The organism is Azospirillum sp. BE72 (assembly GCF_031455875.1).
Classification (GTDB): Bacteria; Pseudomonadota; Alphaproteobacteria; order Azospirillales; family Azospirillaceae; genus Azospirillum.
The window spans coordinates 518,630-535,848 of record NZ_JAVDTO010000003.1 but is presented as its reverse complement, the minus strand read 5'-3'; the positions used below and the strand labels follow the sequence as shown (position 1 = coordinate 535,848).

Here is a 17,219-nt window from a genome sequence, read left to right as displayed (position 1 = left end):
GAAACTAACAGATGGGGATCGTGGGCGTGGCCGCCAGGGGCGGTCATTCCGCCCGGATCACTCGACCGGAATCACGGTCCCCGCGATGCGCGCCGACTGGCCGCGGAACAGGCCGACCACCGTGCCGTCCTGTTTGGTGACGGTGACGTCGTAGACGCCGGAGCGGCCGCGCTTGTGGACCTCCCGGCATTCGGCGGTCAGCACGTCGCCCAACCTGGCCGGGGCCGGGAAGGTGATGGAGCAGCCAGCCGCCACCGTCACCTCGTTGGCCGCGTTGCAGGCATAGGCGAAGGCGGTGTCGGCCAGCGTGAAGGTCATGCCGCCATGGCCGATGTCGTGGCCGTTCACCATGTCCTTGCGCACCGTCATCGTCATGCGGGAATAGCCGGGGGCGATCTCCAGCAGCTCGATGCCATGGGCCTGGGCGCAATGGTCGCGCTCGTACATGCCGCGGCCGACCGCTTCGGCGAGGCTTTGGGGATCGGTGTAGGTCTCAGCCATGGAAGCGGTTTCCTCCGGAAATCTTGCGGCGCAACAGGGCGGACGCGCGGTAGCGGTCCTCGCCGTAGGTGCGGGCCAGCGCGTCGAGAACGCCCAGCACATGGGGCAGGCCGATGCGGTCGGCCCAGGCCAGCGGCCCCAGCGGGTAGTTCACGCCCTTGGTCATTGCGATGTCGATATCGGCGGCGCTGGCGACGCCCTGCATCGTCGCGTCCGCCGCCTCGTTGGCGAGCATGGCGACGGTGCGCATCACCACCAGACCGGGGGCGTCGTCGATCACCGACACCGCCTTGCCCAGCGCCTGGAACAGCCAGGCGGCGGCGGCGACCGCTTCGGACGGCGTGCCGTCGGCGGGGGCCAGCGCCACGCGGGTCGCCTTGGCGTAGTCCAGCGCGAGGTCGAACAGCACCAGCGGGGCAATGCCGTCCTCCGCCGCACGGGCGGTGGCGGTGCGGCCGTCGGTCAGGGCCAGCGTGACGCCATCGGCGACGAGCACGCCGGGGCCGGCGGTCTCCTCGACGGCGATGCCAGCCTCGCGCAGAAGCCCAAACAGCGCAGCGGCGGGGCCGAGGTCGCCCTGCAAGACAACCCGCTGCGGCTTGGGCGCCGGTTCGGCGCTGCACGGCACCGGCTTGGCGGCGCCGGGACTGTGGTCGTAGAAGCCGCAGCCGGTCTTGCGGCCGAGACGCCCGGCCTCCACCAGCTCCTGCTGGATCAGCGAGGGCTGGAAGCGCGGATCGCCGAAATAGGCGGCGTGGACCGAGCGGGTGACGGCGAAGTTCACGTCATGGCCGATCAGGTCCATCAGCTCGAACGGCCCCATGCGGAAGCCGCCGGCCTCGCGCATCACGGCGTCGATGGTGGCGGGATCGGCTGCCTGCTCCTGCACCAGCCGCAGCCCTTCGGCGTAGAAGGGGCGGGCGACGCGGTTAACGATGAAGCCGGGGGTGGAGCGGCAGCGGACCGGGCTCTTGCCCCAGCCCTTCGCCGTGTCGAACAGCGTGTCGAGCACCGCCGGATCGGTGGCGAGCCCGCTGACGATCTCCACCAGCGCCATCAGCGGCGCCGGATTGAAGAAATGCAGGCCGGCCAGCCGTTCCGGCTGCTGCACCCCGGCGCCGATGGCGGTGACCGACAGCGACGAGGTGTTGGTGGCGAGGATGGCATCGCGCCCGACGATGCCCTCAAGCTCCGCGAACAGGCGGCGCTTGACGTCGAGGTCCTCGACGATGGCCTCCACCACCAGACCGGCGGGGGCGAGGTCGGACAGGCCGTTCACCGCGCGCAGCCGGTCCACGGTGGCGTCGCGCTCCGCCGCGGTGCGCTTGCCCTTCTCGACCAGCGTGGTCAGCGCCTTGGCGATGGACTCGACGGCGGCCTGCGCGGCGCCGGGGCGGGTGTCTACCAGCAGGACCGGATGGCCGGCCTGCGCCGCGACCTGGGCGATGCCCTGGCCCATGGCCCCGGCCCCGACCACCGCGACGGTGACGGACGGATCGAGCGCCGCCATCACCGCCCCTCGAACTTCGGCGCGCGCTTCTCGACGAAGGCGGAAACGCCCTCGCGATAGTCATGCGTGCGGCCCGCGTCGCGCTGGAGATCGCGTTCCAGGTCGAGCTGGGTGTCGAGGTCGTTGGCGGAGGAGGCGTTGAGCGCCTGCTTGATGAGGGCCAGACCGCGCGTCGGCTGGGTGGCGAGCTGGCGGGCGAGCGCGCCGGCCTCCGCCATCAGCCTGTCGTCGTCAACCGCCTTCCAGATCATGCCCCAGGCTTCCGCCTGCTCGGCCGAGACCTTGTCGCCGAGCATGGCGAGGCCCATGGCGCGGGCATGGCCGACCAGACGCGGCAGGGTCCAGGTCCCGCCGCTGTCGGGGATCAGCCCGATCTTGCAGAAAGCCTGGATGAAGCTGGCCGACCGCGCCGCCAGCACGATGTCGCAGGCGAGAGCGATGTTGGCGCCAGCCCCGGCGGCGACGCCGTTGACGGCGCAGACCACCGGCATCGGCAGGGCACGCAAGGACCGGACCAGCGGGTTGTAGTTGGTTTCTATCGACACGCCGAGATCGGGACCCTGGGCGCCCGGCGCGACGGCGCGGTCGGACAGATCCTGCCCGGCGCAGAAGCCGCGCCCGGCGCCGGTCAGCAGCAGGCAGCGCACGGCCTTGTCGTCGCGGACCTCGCCGACGGCCTCGCGCAGTTCCTCATGCATCGCCGCGGTGAAGCTGTTCAGCCGGTCGGGCCGGTTCAGCGTGATGGTGGCGACGCCGTCGGCGATGTCGAGAAGGATGGTCTTGTCGGCAGTCATTGCGCGGCCTCCAGAACCGGAACGCGGCTCTGCACCACGCGGAAGCGGTTGGCGACGAAGGCGAGGTCGCACAGTGCCGCATTGGCCGCCGGGTTGGCGCCGGTGCCGTGGAAGTCGCTGAAGGCCGCCGACTGGTTGACGAAGACGCCGCCGGTGAGGTTGACCGACAGGGCGACGCCGGCCTCGACGAACAGGTCGGTCGCCTGCTCGATCAGCTGCGGGTCGGTGCTGTAGAGGCCGGTGGTCAGCGCGCCCTTGGTCCGGGTCAGGCGGGCGGCACGTTCCAGGCTGTCGGCGGTGCTGTCGGTCTTCACGATGATGGAGATCGGGCCGAACAGCTCATGGCCGTACTTGTCCTCCTCATCCGCGTCCATGGTCAGGATCAAGGGCGTGCGGATGCGGGCGTCCGGGAACTTCGGATGGGCGATGGCGCGCGAGGGCAGCACGACGGTGCCCAGCTTGGCGGCCTCGTCGATGCGGGCCAGCGTCGCGTCGGACTGGATGGCGCCCAGCACCTCCACCGCGCGTTCCGGGTCGGACAGGAACTTGTCGACGCCGCCGGCCAGCGCCGAGACGACCTGATCGAAGCTCATGCGGTCAGGGCCAGCCTGGATGCCGTCCTTGGGCACGAAGATGACCTTGGTCGTCGTGCACATCTGGCCGGAATAGAGGCTGAGCGTGAAGGCGAGGTTGCGCACCATGCCCTTGGGATCGTCGGTGCCGTCGATCACCACCGTGTTGACGCCGGCCTTCTCGGTATAGACCTGGGCCTGACGGGCGTTCTGCTCCAGCCAGTCGCCGAAGCCGGTGGAGCCGGTGTAGTCGATCACCGCCACTTCCGGCCGCAGCGCCAGATCCTTGGCGACGGTGTCGCCGATGGCGAGCGTGACGAGGTTGGGGTCGAGCCCGCACTCCGCCAGCACCTCGCGTGCGATCTTCACGGTGATGGCGAGCGGCAGGATGGCGGTCGGGCCGGGCTTCACGATCACCGCGTTGCCGGTGACGAGGCTGGCGAACAGGCCGGGATAGCCGTTCCAGGTCGGGAAGGTGGCGCAGCCGATGACCAGCCCGACGCCGCGGCCCACCACCTCGAAGCGCTTGTCCATCACCAGCGGCGGGTTCTTGCCCTGCGGCTTCTCCCAGCGCGCCGCCGGGGTCTGGTCGGTCATCGCCTTCCAGCCATAGGCCACCGCCTCAAGCCCGCGGTCCTGGGCGTGCGGGGCGCCGGCCTGGAAGGCCATCATGAAGGCTTGGCCGGTGGTGTGCATCACCGCATTGGCGATCTCGAAGGACCGCGCGTTCAGCCGCTTCAGGATTTCCAGGCAGACGCCGGCCCGGCCGTTCGGGCCCGCCTTGCGCCAGCCCGGCATCGCCGCCTTGGCCGCCTTCACCAGCGCATCGACGTCCGACACCGGATAGGTGATGCCAAGGTCGAAGCCGAAGGGCGAACGCTCGCCACCCACCGTACCGGTCACGCCCGGCTGGTCCAGTTCGAAAGGCTTGTCGCGGTATGCCGCGAAGGCCGCCTCGCCATCCGTCGCCGCCGTCTCGCCATAGGCGCGCGGGCTCGGCATTTCGGGGAAGGCCGACCAGTAGGCGCGGCTGCGGCAGGCCTCCACGGCCTTCTGCAGCGTCGCCTCGTGCGTCTCGAACAGGCTCTGCGGGGTGGTGGTCATGGCGGGGCGTTTCCTTATTGTCGTTGGATCAGGCGGCGTCGGATCAGGCGGCGTCGAAATCGATGACGACCCGTTCGGTCAGCGGGCGCGACTGGCAGGTCAGGACATAGCCGGCCTCGATCTCCCACGCTTCCAGCGAGTAGTTCTCGGCCATCTCCACCTTGCCTTCGCGGACCTTGGCGCGGCAGGTGCAGCAGACGCCGGACTTGCAGGAATAGGGCAGGTCGGCGCCGTGCCGGTGGGCGGCGTCGAGGATGCTCTCGCCATCGTAGGGCAGCGTGAATTCCTTGCGCTTGCCGTCCTGCAGGATGGCGATGGTCGCGGCATCGGTGGGGGTGTCGGCCGCCACCTTCCTGACCGTGGGCCGCGCGGCGGTCGTGGTGCCGAACAGCTCGACATGGATGTTGGCGGGCGGCGTGCCGCAGGCGGCCAGCGCGTCGCGCACCTCCTCCACCATCGGCTGGGGACCGCAGAGGAAGGCGGCGTCGATGTCCTCGGCTTTCAGCGGACCGGCGCAGAGTTCGCGCACCAGACCGGCGCCGATCCGGCCGCCCAGCAGTCCGGCCTCTTCCGGCTCGCGGCTCAGCACATGGTGGATCACCAGCCGGCCGATGTAGCGGTTCTTCAGGTCCTCCAGCTCTTCCCGGAAGATGATGGAGGTGACGGTGCGGTTGCCGTAGACCAGGACGAAGCGGCTCTTCGGCTCCTGCGCCAGCACGGTCTTCAGGATCGACATCACCGGGGTGATGCCGCTGCCGGCGGCGAAGGCGACATAGGTGCGGGCGGCGTTCGGGTCGATGGGGGTGTGGAAGCGCCCCATCGGCGTCATCACCTCCAGCACGGCGCCCGGCGCCAGCGACTGGTTGGCGTGGGTGGAGAACAGGCCGCCATCGACCTTCTTCACCGCCACGCGCAGCTCGCCCTCGTCCACGCCGGAGCAGATGGAATAGGAGCGACGTATTTCCTCGTCCCCGATGTGGGTCTTGAGGGTCAGGTACTGGCCCTGGACGAAGCGGAAACGGTCGGCGAGATCGGCCGGCACGTCGAAGGCGATCGACACGGTGTCCGCGGTCTCCCGGCGGCACTCGCGGATGGTCAGCGGGTGGAAGCTGGGGCTGGTCATGGGGTGGTCCTCGGTCGAGCCGGTTGGGGGCGGGCCGGTGGAGTGGTCGCGGCAGTGGTTGCGGCGCTTGCCCCCACCCCAACCCTCCCCCGCTGGGCGGAGGAGGGGGCAAGTGCTTGTTCGGGAGAGCGGCGGCAGTTCCCTCCCCTGCGAAGCGGGGGAGGGTTAGAGTGGGGGCAAGTGCGGCCGGCGCTTCCACTCAATGGCATTTGAACACGTCGAACGGTTCGAGGCAGGCGTTGCAGGCGTGCAGCGCCTTGCAGGCGGTGGAGCCGAAGCGGCTGATCTGGCGGGTGTCCTCCGAGCCGCAGCGCGGGCAGGCGATCACCTCGTCGGGCGCGGTCAGCGACCGCTTGCCGGAATGCGGCGGCGGGACGATGCCGACCTCGGCCAGCTTTTCCCGGCCGGTGTCGCTGATCCAGTCGGTCGTCCAGGGCGGGGCGATCACCACCGAGACGCGGGCGTCGAGGCGCGCGCGGGCCAGCGCGGTTTCCGCCTCAAGCACGATGACGTTGGTGGCGGGGCATCCGGAATAGGTCGGCGTCAGGGCCACCGAAAGCCGGCCCTCGTCATCCGCTGAAACCGCGCGGACGATGCCGAGATCGACGATGCTCAGCACCGGGATCTCCGGATCCATCACCCCGGCCAGCGCCTCCCAGGCGGCCTTCACGACCGCGTCGGCACCCGGTTCCGGTCCCCAGCAGCCTGCTGCATCCGGCATCTCGGCCTCACCAATTTGCGTCGGGGTAGGCGCGCGGCAGGAACTGCATCTCGGCCAGCAGATAGCCCAGATGCTCGCTGTGCTCGCCGCGGCGGCCACCCTTCTGCATCCAGCCGTCGGCCGGGCGGTCGAGTGTCGCTTCATCAAGCACTGCCTCGACGCGGGCGGTCCAGCCGGCCTTCAGCCCGGCCGGGTCGGGGACGATGCCGGCGGCGACCAGCGCCTGTTCGGCCTCGTCACGCTCGAACATCTCGCCGGTGTAGGGCCAGAGGCGGCCCAGCGCGTCGGCGACCTTGGCGTGGCTGACGTCGGTGCCGTCGCCCAGCCGCACCAGCCAGTCGCCGCTGTGGCGGACGTGATAGCGCACCTCCTTCACCGCCTTGGCGGCGATGCCGGCCAGCGTGGCGTCCGTCGAGGAGCAGAGCCGCTCGTACATCTCCACCGACCAGGCGTCGTGCAGGAACTGGCGGACGATGGTGTGGCCGAAGTCGCGGTTGGGCTGCTCGACCAGCAAATGGTTGCGGTAGTCGAAGACGTCGCGCCGGTAGGCGAGGCGGTCCTCGTCGCGGCCCTTGCCTTCCAGCTCGCCGGCGTAGGTCAGCAGCATGCGCGCATGGCCGACGAGGTCGAGCGCGACGTTGGTCAGCGCGATGTCCTCTTCCAGCTCCGGCGCATGGCCGCACCATTCCGACAGCCGGTGCCCCAGCACCAGCGACGTGTCGCCCAGCCGCAGCGTGTAGCCGAACAGGGCTTCTTCGAGATCCGTGCTCATCAGATATTCTTCACGTCGGCTGGGATGTCGTAGAAGGTCGGGTGGCGATAGACCTTGTCGTCGGCCGGATCGAACAGGCTGGCCTTCTCCGACGGGTCAGACGCCGCGATGCTGGAGGCCGGAACCGCCCAGATGCTGACGCCCTCGCCGCGGCGGGTGTAGACGTCGCGGGCATTGTCCAGCGCCATGCGGGCGTCGGCGGCGTGCAGGCTGCCGACATGCTTGTGCGACAACCCGTTCTTCGGCCGGATGAAGATCTCGAACAGCGGCCAGTCCTTACGGTCCATCGTCTCGTTCCCTCGGATTTCTTGGGTCAGCCGGCCTTCTTCAGGGCGCGCTGCTTGCGTTTGGCGGCGTGGGCGACGGCGGCCTCGCGCACCCAGGCGCCGTCGTCCCACGCCTTGCGGCGGGCCTCGATGCGCTCGCGGTTGCAGGGGCCGTTGCCCTTCAGGATCTCGTTGAACTCGGTCCAGTCGATGGCGCCGAATTCGTAATGGCCGGTCTCGGCATTGAAGCGCAGCTCCGGGTCCGGGATGGTCAGGCCCAGGAACTCCGCCTGCGGTACCGTGGCGTCGACGAAGCGCTGGCGCAGCTCGTCATTGGAGAAGCGCTTGATCTTCCAGGCCATGTTCTGGGCGGAGTGGGCGGACTGGTCGTCCGACGGGCCGAACATCATCAGCGACGGCCACCACCAGCGGTTCAGCGCGTCCTGCGCCATCCGCTTCTGCTCCGCCGTGCCCTGGGCCAGCGCCAGCATCAGCTCGTAGCCCTGGCGCTGGTGGAAGCTCTCCTCCCGGCAGATGCGGACCATGGCGCGGGCATAGGGACCGTAGGAGCAGCGGCAGAGCGGCACCTGGTTCATGATCGCCGCGCCGTCGACCAGCCAGCCGATGGCGCCGATGTCGGCCCAGGTCGGGGTCGGGTAGTTGAAGATGCTGGAATATTTGGCCTTGCCCGACAGCAGTTGCCCGACCAGCTCGTCGCGCGATACGCCCAGCGTCTCGGCGGCGCTGTAGAGATAGAGGCCGTGCCCGCCCTCGTCCTGCACCTTGGCCAGCAGGGCCACCTTGCGGCGCAGCGTCGGCGCGCGGGTGATCCAGTTTCCTTCCGGCAGCATGCCGACGATTTCCGAATGGGCGTGCTGCGAGATCTGGCGGACCAGCGTGCGGCGGTAGCCCTCCGGCATCCAGTCGCGCGGCTCGATCTTCTCTTCGGCATCGACGCGCTCCTGGAAGCGGCCCTGGAGAGCGGCTTCCTGTTCCGTCACCAGCCGGGGAGACGGTTGAGCGCCCTGCTCGGTCTTGGCATCCAAACCTTGCGTGTACATCGGCATCCCCGAGATGGATTGCGCGTCCAGCGAACAATTTCTCAGGGAAAATTATGATACAGATCAACGACTGTAAAGCGGAAATATGTGTCGCTTCTGGGGTGGCGTGATGGAGGCGGGAGAAAGCGTTTTTATTCAGATAGTTAAGTTCGATTGTTGGGATGGCGTTGGGGCTGCGTCCTACTGGAAAAGGATGAGCGAAGGGATTCGCCGATACACGGACGGTATGGTTTGTCGGAATTTGTGCGATGCGGAAGAGGCAGGCTGAAGGGGGAGATGTGCTGCCTCAGGTATAACTGACTATGGCGCTGGAATATCCCCTCTCCCCCCGGGGAGAGGGTTAGGGTGAGCGCGACGCATTGCGTGGATTTTCAAGAATCCTCGCCACGCATGCCCCCACCCTGACCCTCCCCCGCTGAGCGGGGGAGGGGACTGGTGTTGGTTGGGGGCGAAGGTCTTGGAAGCGGAGAGAGGCTTACGCCTTCGGGCGGTCTTCGCCGTCCGGGCGGGTGCCGTTGTGGTGTTGGGGGGCGCCGGAGAAGGCGCGTTCCAGGCGGCGCGGCGCGCGGATCAGGTGGAGGTACAGTTCGTCGAACTGGCCGACGGAGGCGAGCTGGCGCACGTCGTTGACGGTGATGCGTTGGCCGTTCAACTCGATCAGGCCGCTGTCGCGCAGGCGGCGGAGGGTGCGGTTGATGTGGACGATGCTCAGCCCCAGCGCGTCGGCCAGGATCTCCTGCGTCACCGGCAGCACGAAATGCCCGTCGGCCGCCATGTTGACGATGCTGAGCCGGCGCAGAAGCTCCACGATCAGGTGGGCGGTGCGTTCCAGCGCGGTGCGCCGGCCCAGGCTGAGCAGGCGTTCGGCGACGATGGCCTCCTCCCGCGCGCCGGACCAGGCGAGGGCGGCGGCAAGACGCGGGAAGGAGCGGAAAAGCTCACCGATCCGTTCGGGCGGAAAGCTCGCCACCTCCACTGCGGTCAGGGTGGTGACGCTGTGGTCCGCGGATTCGAACAGCGTGCAATACATGCCGATGAGATCGCCGGGCAGGACGAAGTTAACCACCTGACGCCGGCCGTCCGGCAAGGCTTTGTGACGGATTGCCCAGCCGTCGCGCATGATGCGGACATCCCGGTATCTTTCGCCCTGCTGGAGAAGATCCGTCCGGGGCGGCTCGCGCACGATCGTCCTTTCCAAATCGGAAAGGTACGATTTCTCCTCATCCGACAGAACGAGGTAGCTGCTCAATTTGAGCCACAATGGAGTGTGCTCGATGGCGCGGCTCGCCGGGGCGCGAGTCATGATCGTCTCTTTGCCTTCTTTGTCCTAATATTGGCGCCTTGATGAACGGATGCGAAGTTCAACCGGTTCCGCGTCGTATCGAACGTTTAAGGCTTTCGATAAAAGGGGCTACAACATAGGTTAATCGGCCCGATATTTTCTTCGAACGTGGTGTGACGCGCCACAGACCCCGCTGTTGTTCCTATGCCTTTTGCGATGCCGGATGGGCAGCACCGGCGCCGGGGCAATGCGTGGAACAAGCAGACGGGGGGCATGATGACGGCGGAGGAAGAGGCGGCGGGCATGGCCGCTCTCTCGATTTGTGAATCGCTGGTGATCGCAATGGTTGAAAAGGGTCTATTGACGCCCGAGGAGGCGCGGGGCGCGCTGGAAGACGCGGCGGCAGCCCATCTGCGGCAGGAAATACGTGACCCGGCACACCGCCAGGAAATGGCGGTGCGCGCCATAGAGCGGCTCGCCCTCCAGGTCGATGCCGCCGGGCAATCCCAGCGCGGGTAGCGTGCCGACGGCAGGAAGCGGCCGGCCGGCGCGTTCAGCCCTTCAGGATGGCTGAGTCGCGGCGGCCGGCGCCTTCAGGTGTGGGCCCGCGGGCGTCGTCGCGGTCAACCCCGGCCAGCAGCGCGTCGCTCAGCAACTGCGCCACCTCCTTGGCGGCGATGGGTTTGTGCAGGATGCGATAGCCGCTGGCCTCGGCGTCGGCGATGCGTTCGGGCGCGGTGTCGCCGGTCAGCACGACGCTGAGGGGCGATGCGTGCTCCTGCTCCTTCAGTGCGGTCTCAACCGCGTGGATCGCCTGCAGCCCGGTGGCGCCCGCCTCCAGCCGGTAGTCGGCAATCACCAGATCGGGCGGGCGCGGTTGCTCCCGCAGCAGGCGGAGCGCGTGGCCGGCGCTGTCCGCCGCGATCGCCCGCCAGCCGAGATCCTCGATCAGCAGGGTCAGCCCCTCGCGCACCAGCGGGTCGTCGTCGATCACCAGCGCGATGCCGCGCCCCGGTTGCGGGGCATGCTCCGCCGCCTCGGCCGCAGGTGAGATGGCCGGCGCGGACAGGGCCGGCATCGGGATCTCCAGCGTGAAGCAGGAGCCGCGGTTGGGCCGGGAGGCGACATGCACCCGGTATCCCAGCAGCCGCGCCAGCCGGTCGACGATGGCGAGCCCCAGCCCCAGCCCCTTGCCGCGGTCGCGGGTGGGATTGGAAATCTGGTAGAACTCGTGGAAGATCCGCTCCAGATGCTCCGGCGGAATGCCGATGCCGGTGTCGTGGATCTGGATGCGCAAGGTTCCGGAGCCATGGCGGCAGCCCAGCAGGATGCGGCCATGGTCGGTGTAGCGCAGTGCGTTCTCCACCAGATTGCGGATGATCCGCTCCAGCAGGGCCGGGTCGGCGTTCAGGGTCACGTCGGTGGGAACGCTGCGGAAGGCAATGCCCTTCTCCGCGGCGCGGAGCCGGTATTCCCCCTCCAGCCGCGCGAAGATGGCGCCGAGAGACACCGTCTGCACGTTGGGGGAGACGGTGCCGGCATCCAGCTTCGAGATGTCCAGGATGGCGTCGAGCAGCCGGCACAGCGCGTCCATCGACGCCTCGATGCTGCCGACCAGTGATGCTGCGGGATGGTCGCCCAGCCTCAGCGCCAGCGCCGAGGTCAGCAGGACCAGCGACTGTACCGGCTGGCGCAGATCGTGGCTGGCGGCGGCCAGGAAATGGGTCTTTGCGGCGTTGGCGCGCTCCGCCACCATCAGCGCCATCACCGCCTCCTGGCGCGAACGCTCCGCCTCGTTGCGGGCGCTTTCGGCTTCGGCGCGCGCCTGTTCGGCGCGTTCGGCCAGCGTGCGCTGGATGGTGATCTCCTCCGCCGCGCGCATCTCGCGCTCGCGCTGGATCGCCGCGATATGGTCCAGCATGGCATTGAAGCCGCGGGCCAGCGCCGACACCTCGTCGCTGCCGCGCACCCTGGCGCGCTGGCCGGTGAAGCCGTCGGTGGCGATGGAGCCGGCCAGCCGTTCCAGTTCGCGCAGGGAGCGGGTCATGTGGCTGCCGACGGCGCGGCTGCCGATATAGATCGCCAGCAGGGCGGCTACGGCGACCAGACCATAGGCCGGCAGCATCCAGGACAGCAGGGCGGTGGTCGGCGTGCGCGGCGCCTCCAGCCGAAGCTGCAGCCCGAGCGTCGAGAGCCTGTTCGGCACGGTGAGCGGAACGGTCACCGCGATCATGTCCGGGGTCAGCGGCTGCGGTTCCTCCCCGGTGTGCAGCAGCTCCGCCTCCGGATGCAGCACCAGGGAGTCGAGTGGAACCTTGTAGAGCAGCGCCCCTTCCGGCGAGCTGGTGCGGGAATAGATCAGCATCTCCGCCGCCAGCAGGTAATGGGTGTCGTCCTGGTGGATCACGGTGGCGGCCGGCTTTCCGGCGGCGATTGCCGCGCGGAGCCAGGCCATATCGGTGGGACCGATGGACAGCGTGCCCGACTGGCGCCCGTTGTCGGCGATCGGTTCCCCTTCGAAATCGGTGAAGACGATCGCCACGGGCACGCTGGCGATGTGATTGAAGCTGCCCAGGAAGGGGACCAGATAGGTTTCCTTGCCCGCGGAATCGACCAGAGCGGTGGCGAGCACGCTGTTGTCGGCCAACTCGCGCACGGTGGTGGCCAGCGTGTTGAGCAGCCCCTCGGTCTGGCGGGCGGCGAGGCTGGCGTTCGCTTCCACATTGGCGAGATGCTGGCGCGCCAGATGGCGGCTCGACACCACATAGAGGCTGGCGCCGATCAGGATGGCGATCAGCACGCCCAGCATCAGCGACACCAGCGCGAAGCGGCGGGCCAGCCGGCCGGAGGTCAGCATCCGCTGCGCCGCGCTGGGAATGGCGCTCGGGGGGATGGCGCCATTCGGGGGGCGGTAGGGATCGGGTCCGGTCATCGGCGCGCTCATTCCACCGGGACCAGCACGCCGTCGGGGCGGAAACGCGCCATCAGCAGGTCTTGCGGTCCCAACGCCTCGTGCCGGCCGGGGGCGAAGGGGCGCTCGAAATCGCGGATCACCCCGCGATAGGGGCCGACCTGCTCCAGCGCGTCGCGCACGGCGGCCCGGTCGGTGGTGCCGGCGCGGTCGATCGCCAACGCCAGGATGCGGGTCAGGTCGTAGGCGTGCAGGAAGCCGACCGGCGACACGATGTCCTCCGGCCGGTGGATGCCGAACAGGCGCCCGGCGGTCTCCAGGACCGGAGCCAGCCGTTCGGGCGGGATGCGGAAGGGGCTGACCGTCTGGATCACGGTGAAGTCGACCTCCTGCAGGGCCGGTCCGGCCTGACCTGTGAAATCGCCGCCGGTGACGCCCCAGTGGCTGAGGATCGGCAGCCGCCGGCCGGGCGGCAGGGCCGCCACCTCGCGCACCAGCACGGCGGCCTCGTCGTCGTTGGCGACCAGCAGGATGGCCTGGGCGCCGGCGGCCGCCAGCTCCTCGTACTTGTCGATCAGCTTGCGGTCGCGCCAATTGTACCAGGCGGTGCCGACCACGCTCGGGCTGTCGCGCCCGGCGAGATGACGGTTCGCCGCCTCCAGGTTGGAGCGCCCCCAGGCGGTGTTGGTCAGCAGCAGCCCGACGCGGGTCAGCCCGCGGTCGGCGGCGCGCGTCAGCAGGAAGGGCATGGCCAGCCCGTCGCGCAGCGACAGGCGGAAGATGTAGTTGGGCTTCATCCCATTGTCGACGATGCCGTCCGCCGACGACCAGGGGGCGAGGAACAGGGTGCGGGTCTGCTGCAGGACTGGCAGTTCCTCGATCACCACCGGGCTGAACCGGCCGCCGAACACCGCGATCAGGTCGGGAATGGTGGCGAGTTCCCGGATGTTCTTGATGCCGCGGGCGGAGATCGACCGGTGTTCGCGCGTGATCAGGGCCAGCGGCCGGCCGCCCAGCACGCCGCCCTGGCGGTTGATGTCGTCGATGGCGGTCAGGATGCCGCGCTCTATGGCCTCGGCCGAGGTGCTGTTGGTCAGCCCGAATTCGCCGTCCAGCGCCAGGATCACCGGTTCGGGCCCGGTCGCCGGCCTGCCGGCATCGGTCGCAGCCGCCGGTACAGCCCACGCGAGCGCAAGCAGAAGAAGTGCTGGCTTAAGAAAGCGAGTGGCTGCGGCAAACATTGTCCGTCGTTCGATTGATACGGCGGACGGAAGACGGGAGCTTCCGCGCGCGGAACGCGGCACTATGGGTGGGCGGAAGCTGTCGGGTCAATCTGCCCTTCGGCCGAGCAGCGGCGCGGACGACCCCTTGCCTTCCGGCAGGTTCATGCCGGCCAAGTCGATTTATTATCTCTGTCGGCACCCCAAAGGGGCGAATGCGCCGCCCGTCGACCGGGCGGCGCATGGATCGCAGCCGCGTCAGACCAGCTTGGCGGTCAGGCTGATCTCGGTGCCGGCGAGCGCCTTCGACACCGGGCAGTTGGCCTTGGCGCCGGCCGCCTGCTCCTGGAAGGTGGCCTCGTCGATGCCGGGGATCTCCGCCTCGCACTCCAGCTCGATCCGGCTGATGGCAAAGCCGGCGCCGGCCTTTTCCAGATGGACCTTGGCGGTGGTGTGGACGCGGGTCGGGGTGTGGCCGGCTTGGGCGAGCCCGGCCGACAACGCCATGGAGAAGCAGCCGGCATGGGCTGCCGCGATCAACTCCTCCGGATTGGTGCCCTGGCCGTTTTCAAAGCGGGACGGGAAGGAATAGGCGCCTTCGAAGGCGCCGCTGCCCAGCCGCATCTTGCCGCTGCCCGATTTCAGGTCGCCGCGCCATTCGGCGTCCGATTGCCGCATCGCCATGTCGGTGTCTCCCCATTTCAGGTCATAGTGCTTCCGGCCCGCTTATCGGAACCGGTCGAGCCTGACCTAGGGCGGCGGGACGTTGCGGCCAGCCGCATAACACCATCGCGCGATTTGGCGCGCCGAACCGGCGCAGGGGAACGGCGCAGGGGAACGTCCGGCGGTCAGGCTTCCTGGACGGTTTCGATCTCCGACAGGTCGGACAGGCGGCGGGCCAGCCGTTCGGTGCAGCGGACCTCCAGGATGCCGAAGCCGGCGTTGGGAGCGATGGCGTGCAGGTCGCCGGCCATGCCGTTCTCGCTGGCCAGCCGGCGCACGCGCTCCACCATGGCGTCCCGTTCCGGCCGGCCAGGGCGCAGGCCGGGCAGCGGCCGCGTGAAATGAAGCTTGTAGCGTTTGAAGATCGAAGGAGCCATCGGGTCACGGGTGCGAGGTGGGGGCGGTCGACCGGGGCATGACGTCCCTGGGCGCCAGCCCCCGGATCTCGCACAGGCCGGGCATGGGATGCCAGCCCGAAAAGTCCCTAATCCCGCTGCTTACTTCTTGGGCTCGACATTCTCCGCGCCGGCGCGGGTGCCGCCGAAGCGGTCTGCGCCCTTTGCATCCGGGGCATCCGGCTTCTTGTGATTGCCGGTGTTCTGCTCGCCCTCGGTGTGGCGGATGGTCTGTTCGGTGTGGGGCTGCTTGTTCTGCGAACCGGTCATAGGGGGGAGTCTCCCATTATATAAGGTATCCTCCCCCTCAACCGGATCGGGCGCCTTACCGTTCCCGCGCGATCGCCTGAGCCACCGCCATCCATCGCTCCTCCTCGTCGGCCCCCTCATCCCCGTCGCGCAGCGCACGCAAGGGGGGCCAGACGCCGAGCCGGCTGGAGCGGCGCAGCGCGAAGAAGCGGTCGAGCTCCTCGTCGGTCGGCAGGCGGTCGTCCTTGCGCTGGTTGCAGCGGCGGTGCGCCAGCACGACGTTGGCCGGATCGTCGATCCCGCCATAGGCCTGGGGGATCAGGTGGTCGAAGGTCGCCTTGGCCCCCACCGGCCCGTCGCAGAAGAAGCAGCGCCCGCCCTGCTGGACGTCCATCAGTTCGGCATCGTCCGGCGTGACGGGCATGGCGCTCTCCCTCCCAACGCGTTACAGGTCGCGCTCGACGCTGCCCCACAGGTCGTACTCGTCGGCATGCTCGATGGTGACGTCGACCATGTCGCCGGGCTTCAGGCCGGTCTCGCCGTTCAGGAAGACGTTGCCGTCGATTTCCGGCGCGTCGGCGTAGGAGCGGCCGATGGCCCCATCCTCGTCGACCTCGTCGATCAGCACGCCCAGCGTCCAGCCCACCTTCTGCTGGAGCCGTTCGGCGCTGATCGCCTTCTGCGTCTCCATGAAGCGCTCCCAGCGCTCCTGCTTGACCTCTTCCGGGACGGCGCCGGGCAGGTCGTTGGCGGTGGCGCCCTCCACCGGCTCGTACTTGAAGCAGCCGACGCGGTCGAGCTGGGCCTCCTTCAGCCAGTCCAGCATGAACTGGAAGTCCTCCTCCGTCTCACCGGGGAAGCCGGTGATGAAGGTGGAGCGCAGGACCAGATGCGGGCAGTCCTGCCGCCACTTGCGGATGCGGTCCAGCTGCTTTTCCTGGGCGGCCGGGCGGCGCATCGCCTTCAGCACGGTGGGCGAGGCGTGTTGGAACGGGATGTCGAGATAGGGGAGGATCTTGCCCTCCGCCATCAGCGGGATGACCTCGTCCACATGCGGGTAGGGGTAGACGTAGTGCAGGCGGACCCACAGGTCGAAGTTCGCCAGCTCGTTGCACAGGTCGAAGAAGCGGGTGCGGACCTCGCGGTCGTACCATTTCTCCGTCTTGTACTTCACATCGACGCCGTAGGCGCTGGTGTCCTGGGAGATGACCAGCAGTTCCTTGACACCGGCGACCGCCAGCTTTTCCGCTTCGCGCAGGACCGAATGGATCGGCCGGCTGACCAGATCGCCGCGAAGGCTGGGGATGATGCAGAAGCTGCAGCGGTTGTTGCAACCCTCGGAAATCTTCAGGTAGGCGTAGTGGCGCGGGGTCAGCCGCAGCCCTTCCGGCGGCACCAGATCGGTGAAGGGATTGTGCGTCGGCGGCACCGCCTCGTGCACCGCGGTGACCACCTGTTCATACTGGTGGGGACCGGTGACGGCCAGCACGTCGGGGTGGATCTGCCGGATCATGTCCGATTCCACGCCCATGCAGCCGGTGACGATGACCCGCCCGTTTTCCTTGATCGCCTCGCCGATGGCGTCCAGCGACTCCTTCTTGGCGCTGTCGAGGAAGCCGCAGGTGTTGACCAGCACGACGTCGGCGCCGTCGTAGCTGGGGGAGATCTCGTACCCCTCCGCGCGCAGGCGCGTCAGGATGCGCTCTGAATCGACGAGCGCCTTCGGGCAGCCGAGGCTGACGATGCCGACCTTCGGGGCGCCCATGGTCTGAGCGGCGGCCGGCGATGCGGACTTCGGAACGGGGGATGTGGTCATCGCGCGCGTATACCGCCGAATCGAAGGTTACGCCAGTGAAACATGACGGAGAAGAGAATCGGCATGGCCGATATGCCGATTTTGCCTGTGTTCCACAAGGGTTTCCTGCCGCCGAGCCTTAGCCGGATCGCCGCGGACGATGCGACAATTCGCAACAAACAGCCAAAGTGTTCACGGTTCCGTTTTCAGTTCCGTCGCG

Annotated in this window: 18 protein-coding genes; 1 reads left to right on the top strand and 17 read right to left on the bottom strand. The window is 68.5% G+C overall.

From position 1 onward, the window contains the following. Window positions 1-57 precede the first annotated feature (57 nt). The 10 genes from paaI to J2Y49_RS14020 form a co-directional block, all read right to left on the bottom strand. Entirely contained in the window at window positions 58-501 is a 444-nt protein-coding gene (gene paaI, locus J2Y49_RS14065) for a hydroxyphenylacetyl-CoA thioesterase PaaI (RefSeq protein WP_310115465.1), read from the bottom strand. Continuing rightward, the gene (paaH, locus tag J2Y49_RS14060) at window positions 494-2,011 is read right to left on the bottom strand and encodes a 3-hydroxyacyl-CoA dehydrogenase PaaH (RefSeq protein ID WP_310115464.1); all 1,518 of its coding nucleotides are present in this window, start codon (window positions 2,009-2,011) and stop codon (window positions 494-496) included. The genes paaI and paaH overlap by 8 nt, the downstream gene beginning before the upstream one ends. After that, window positions 2,011-2,805, bottom strand: a complete 795-nt coding sequence (gene paaG / locus J2Y49_RS14055) for a 2-(1,2-epoxy-1,2-dihydrophenyl)acetyl-CoA isomerase PaaG (protein WP_310115463.1) — start codon at window positions 2,803-2,805, stop codon at window positions 2,011-2,013. Before paaG ends, paaH begins: the two co-directional genes overlap by 1 nt. After that, window positions 2,802-4,481: a phenylacetic acid degradation protein PaaN gene (paaN, locus tag J2Y49_RS14050; protein ID WP_310115462.1), complete on the bottom strand. Its 1,680-nt coding sequence runs from the start codon at window positions 4,479-4,481 to the stop codon at window positions 2,802-2,804. The genes paaG and paaN overlap by 4 nt, the downstream gene beginning before the upstream one ends. 43 nt (window positions 4,482-4,524) lie before the next feature. After that, window positions 4,525-5,604: a 1,2-phenylacetyl-CoA epoxidase subunit PaaE gene (gene paaE / locus J2Y49_RS14045; RefSeq protein WP_310115461.1), complete on the bottom strand. Its 1,080-nt coding sequence runs from the start codon at window positions 5,602-5,604 to the stop codon at window positions 4,525-4,527. A 199-nt stretch (window positions 5,605-5,803) separates the two neighbouring features. Continuing rightward, the gene (gene paaD / locus J2Y49_RS14040; RefSeq protein ID WP_310115460.1) at window positions 5,804-6,325 is read right to left on the bottom strand and encodes a 1,2-phenylacetyl-CoA epoxidase subunit PaaD; all 522 of its coding nucleotides are present in this window, start codon (window positions 6,323-6,325) and stop codon (window positions 5,804-5,806) included. Window positions 6,326-6,332: 7 nt separating this feature from the next. Beyond that, the gene (paaC, locus tag J2Y49_RS14035; RefSeq protein ID WP_310115459.1) at window positions 6,333-7,097 is read right to left on the bottom strand and encodes a 1,2-phenylacetyl-CoA epoxidase subunit PaaC; all 765 of its coding nucleotides are present in this window, start codon (window positions 7,095-7,097) and stop codon (window positions 6,333-6,335) included. Further along, window positions 7,097-7,384, bottom strand: a complete 288-nt coding sequence (paaB, locus tag J2Y49_RS14030) for a 1,2-phenylacetyl-CoA epoxidase subunit PaaB (protein ID WP_085092120.1) — start codon at window positions 7,382-7,384, stop codon at window positions 7,097-7,099. Before paaB ends, paaC begins: the two co-directional genes overlap by 1 nt. A gap of 26 nt (window positions 7,385-7,410) precedes the next feature. Next, on the bottom strand, window positions 7,411-8,424 hold the full coding sequence (gene paaA, locus J2Y49_RS14025; protein ID WP_310115457.1) for a 1,2-phenylacetyl-CoA epoxidase subunit PaaA: 1,014 nt from the start codon (window positions 8,422-8,424) through the stop codon (window positions 7,411-7,413). Between the two features lie 475 nt (window positions 8,425-8,899). Then, window positions 8,900-9,727 (bottom strand): Crp/Fnr family transcriptional regulator, encoded by an 828-nt coding sequence (locus tag J2Y49_RS14020; RefSeq protein ID WP_310115456.1) that lies wholly within the window; start codon window positions 9,725-9,727, stop codon window positions 8,900-8,902. A 252-nt stretch (window positions 9,728-9,979) separates the two neighbouring features. Between J2Y49_RS14020 and J2Y49_RS14015 the strand changes: the two genes are divergently transcribed. Next, a complete protein-coding gene (locus J2Y49_RS14015; protein WP_310115455.1) occupies window positions 9,980-10,225 on the top strand; it encodes a hypothetical protein in 246 nt (81 codons plus the stop codon). A 34-nt stretch (window positions 10,226-10,259) separates the two neighbouring features. Here J2Y49_RS14015 and J2Y49_RS14010 read toward each other — a convergent pair whose 3' ends face one another. The 7 genes from J2Y49_RS14010 to rimO all read right to left on the bottom strand — a co-directional run bounded on the left by J2Y49_RS14010 (window position 10,260) and on the right by rimO (window position 16,969). Next, window positions 10,260-12,638, bottom strand: a complete 2,379-nt coding sequence (locus J2Y49_RS14010) for an ATP-binding protein (RefSeq protein ID WP_310115454.1) — start codon at window positions 12,636-12,638, stop codon at window positions 10,260-10,262. An 8-nt stretch (window positions 12,639-12,646) separates the two neighbouring features. Further along, the gene (locus J2Y49_RS14005; protein ID WP_310115453.1) at window positions 12,647-13,744 is read right to left on the bottom strand and encodes an ABC transporter substrate-binding protein; all 1,098 of its coding nucleotides are present in this window, start codon (window positions 13,742-13,744) and stop codon (window positions 12,647-12,649) included. A 351-nt stretch (window positions 13,745-14,095) separates the two neighbouring features. After that, complete coding sequence (locus J2Y49_RS14000) at window positions 14,096-14,521, bottom strand: OsmC family protein (protein ID WP_149227140.1); 426 nt, start codon at window positions 14,519-14,521, stop codon at window positions 14,096-14,098. 164 nt (window positions 14,522-14,685) lie between these two features. Then, complete coding sequence (locus tag J2Y49_RS13995; protein WP_014189516.1) at window positions 14,686-14,937, bottom strand: hypothetical protein; 252 nt, start codon at window positions 14,935-14,937, stop codon at window positions 14,686-14,688. 120 nt (window positions 14,938-15,057) lie between these two features. Further along, on the bottom strand, window positions 15,058-15,225 hold the full coding sequence (locus J2Y49_RS13990; protein ID WP_188092527.1) for a hypothetical protein: 168 nt from the start codon (window positions 15,223-15,225) through the stop codon (window positions 15,058-15,060). 55 nt (window positions 15,226-15,280) lie between these two features. Further along, the gene (locus J2Y49_RS13985; RefSeq protein ID WP_310115452.1) at window positions 15,281-15,628 is read right to left on the bottom strand and encodes an HNH endonuclease; all 348 of its coding nucleotides are present in this window, start codon (window positions 15,626-15,628) and stop codon (window positions 15,281-15,283) included. A 21-nt stretch (window positions 15,629-15,649) separates the two neighbouring features. Next, entirely contained in the window at window positions 15,650-16,969 is a 1,320-nt protein-coding gene (rimO, locus tag J2Y49_RS13980) for a 30S ribosomal protein S12 methylthiotransferase RimO (RefSeq protein ID WP_310115527.1), read from the bottom strand. Window positions 16,970-17,219: the final 250 nt, after the last annotated feature.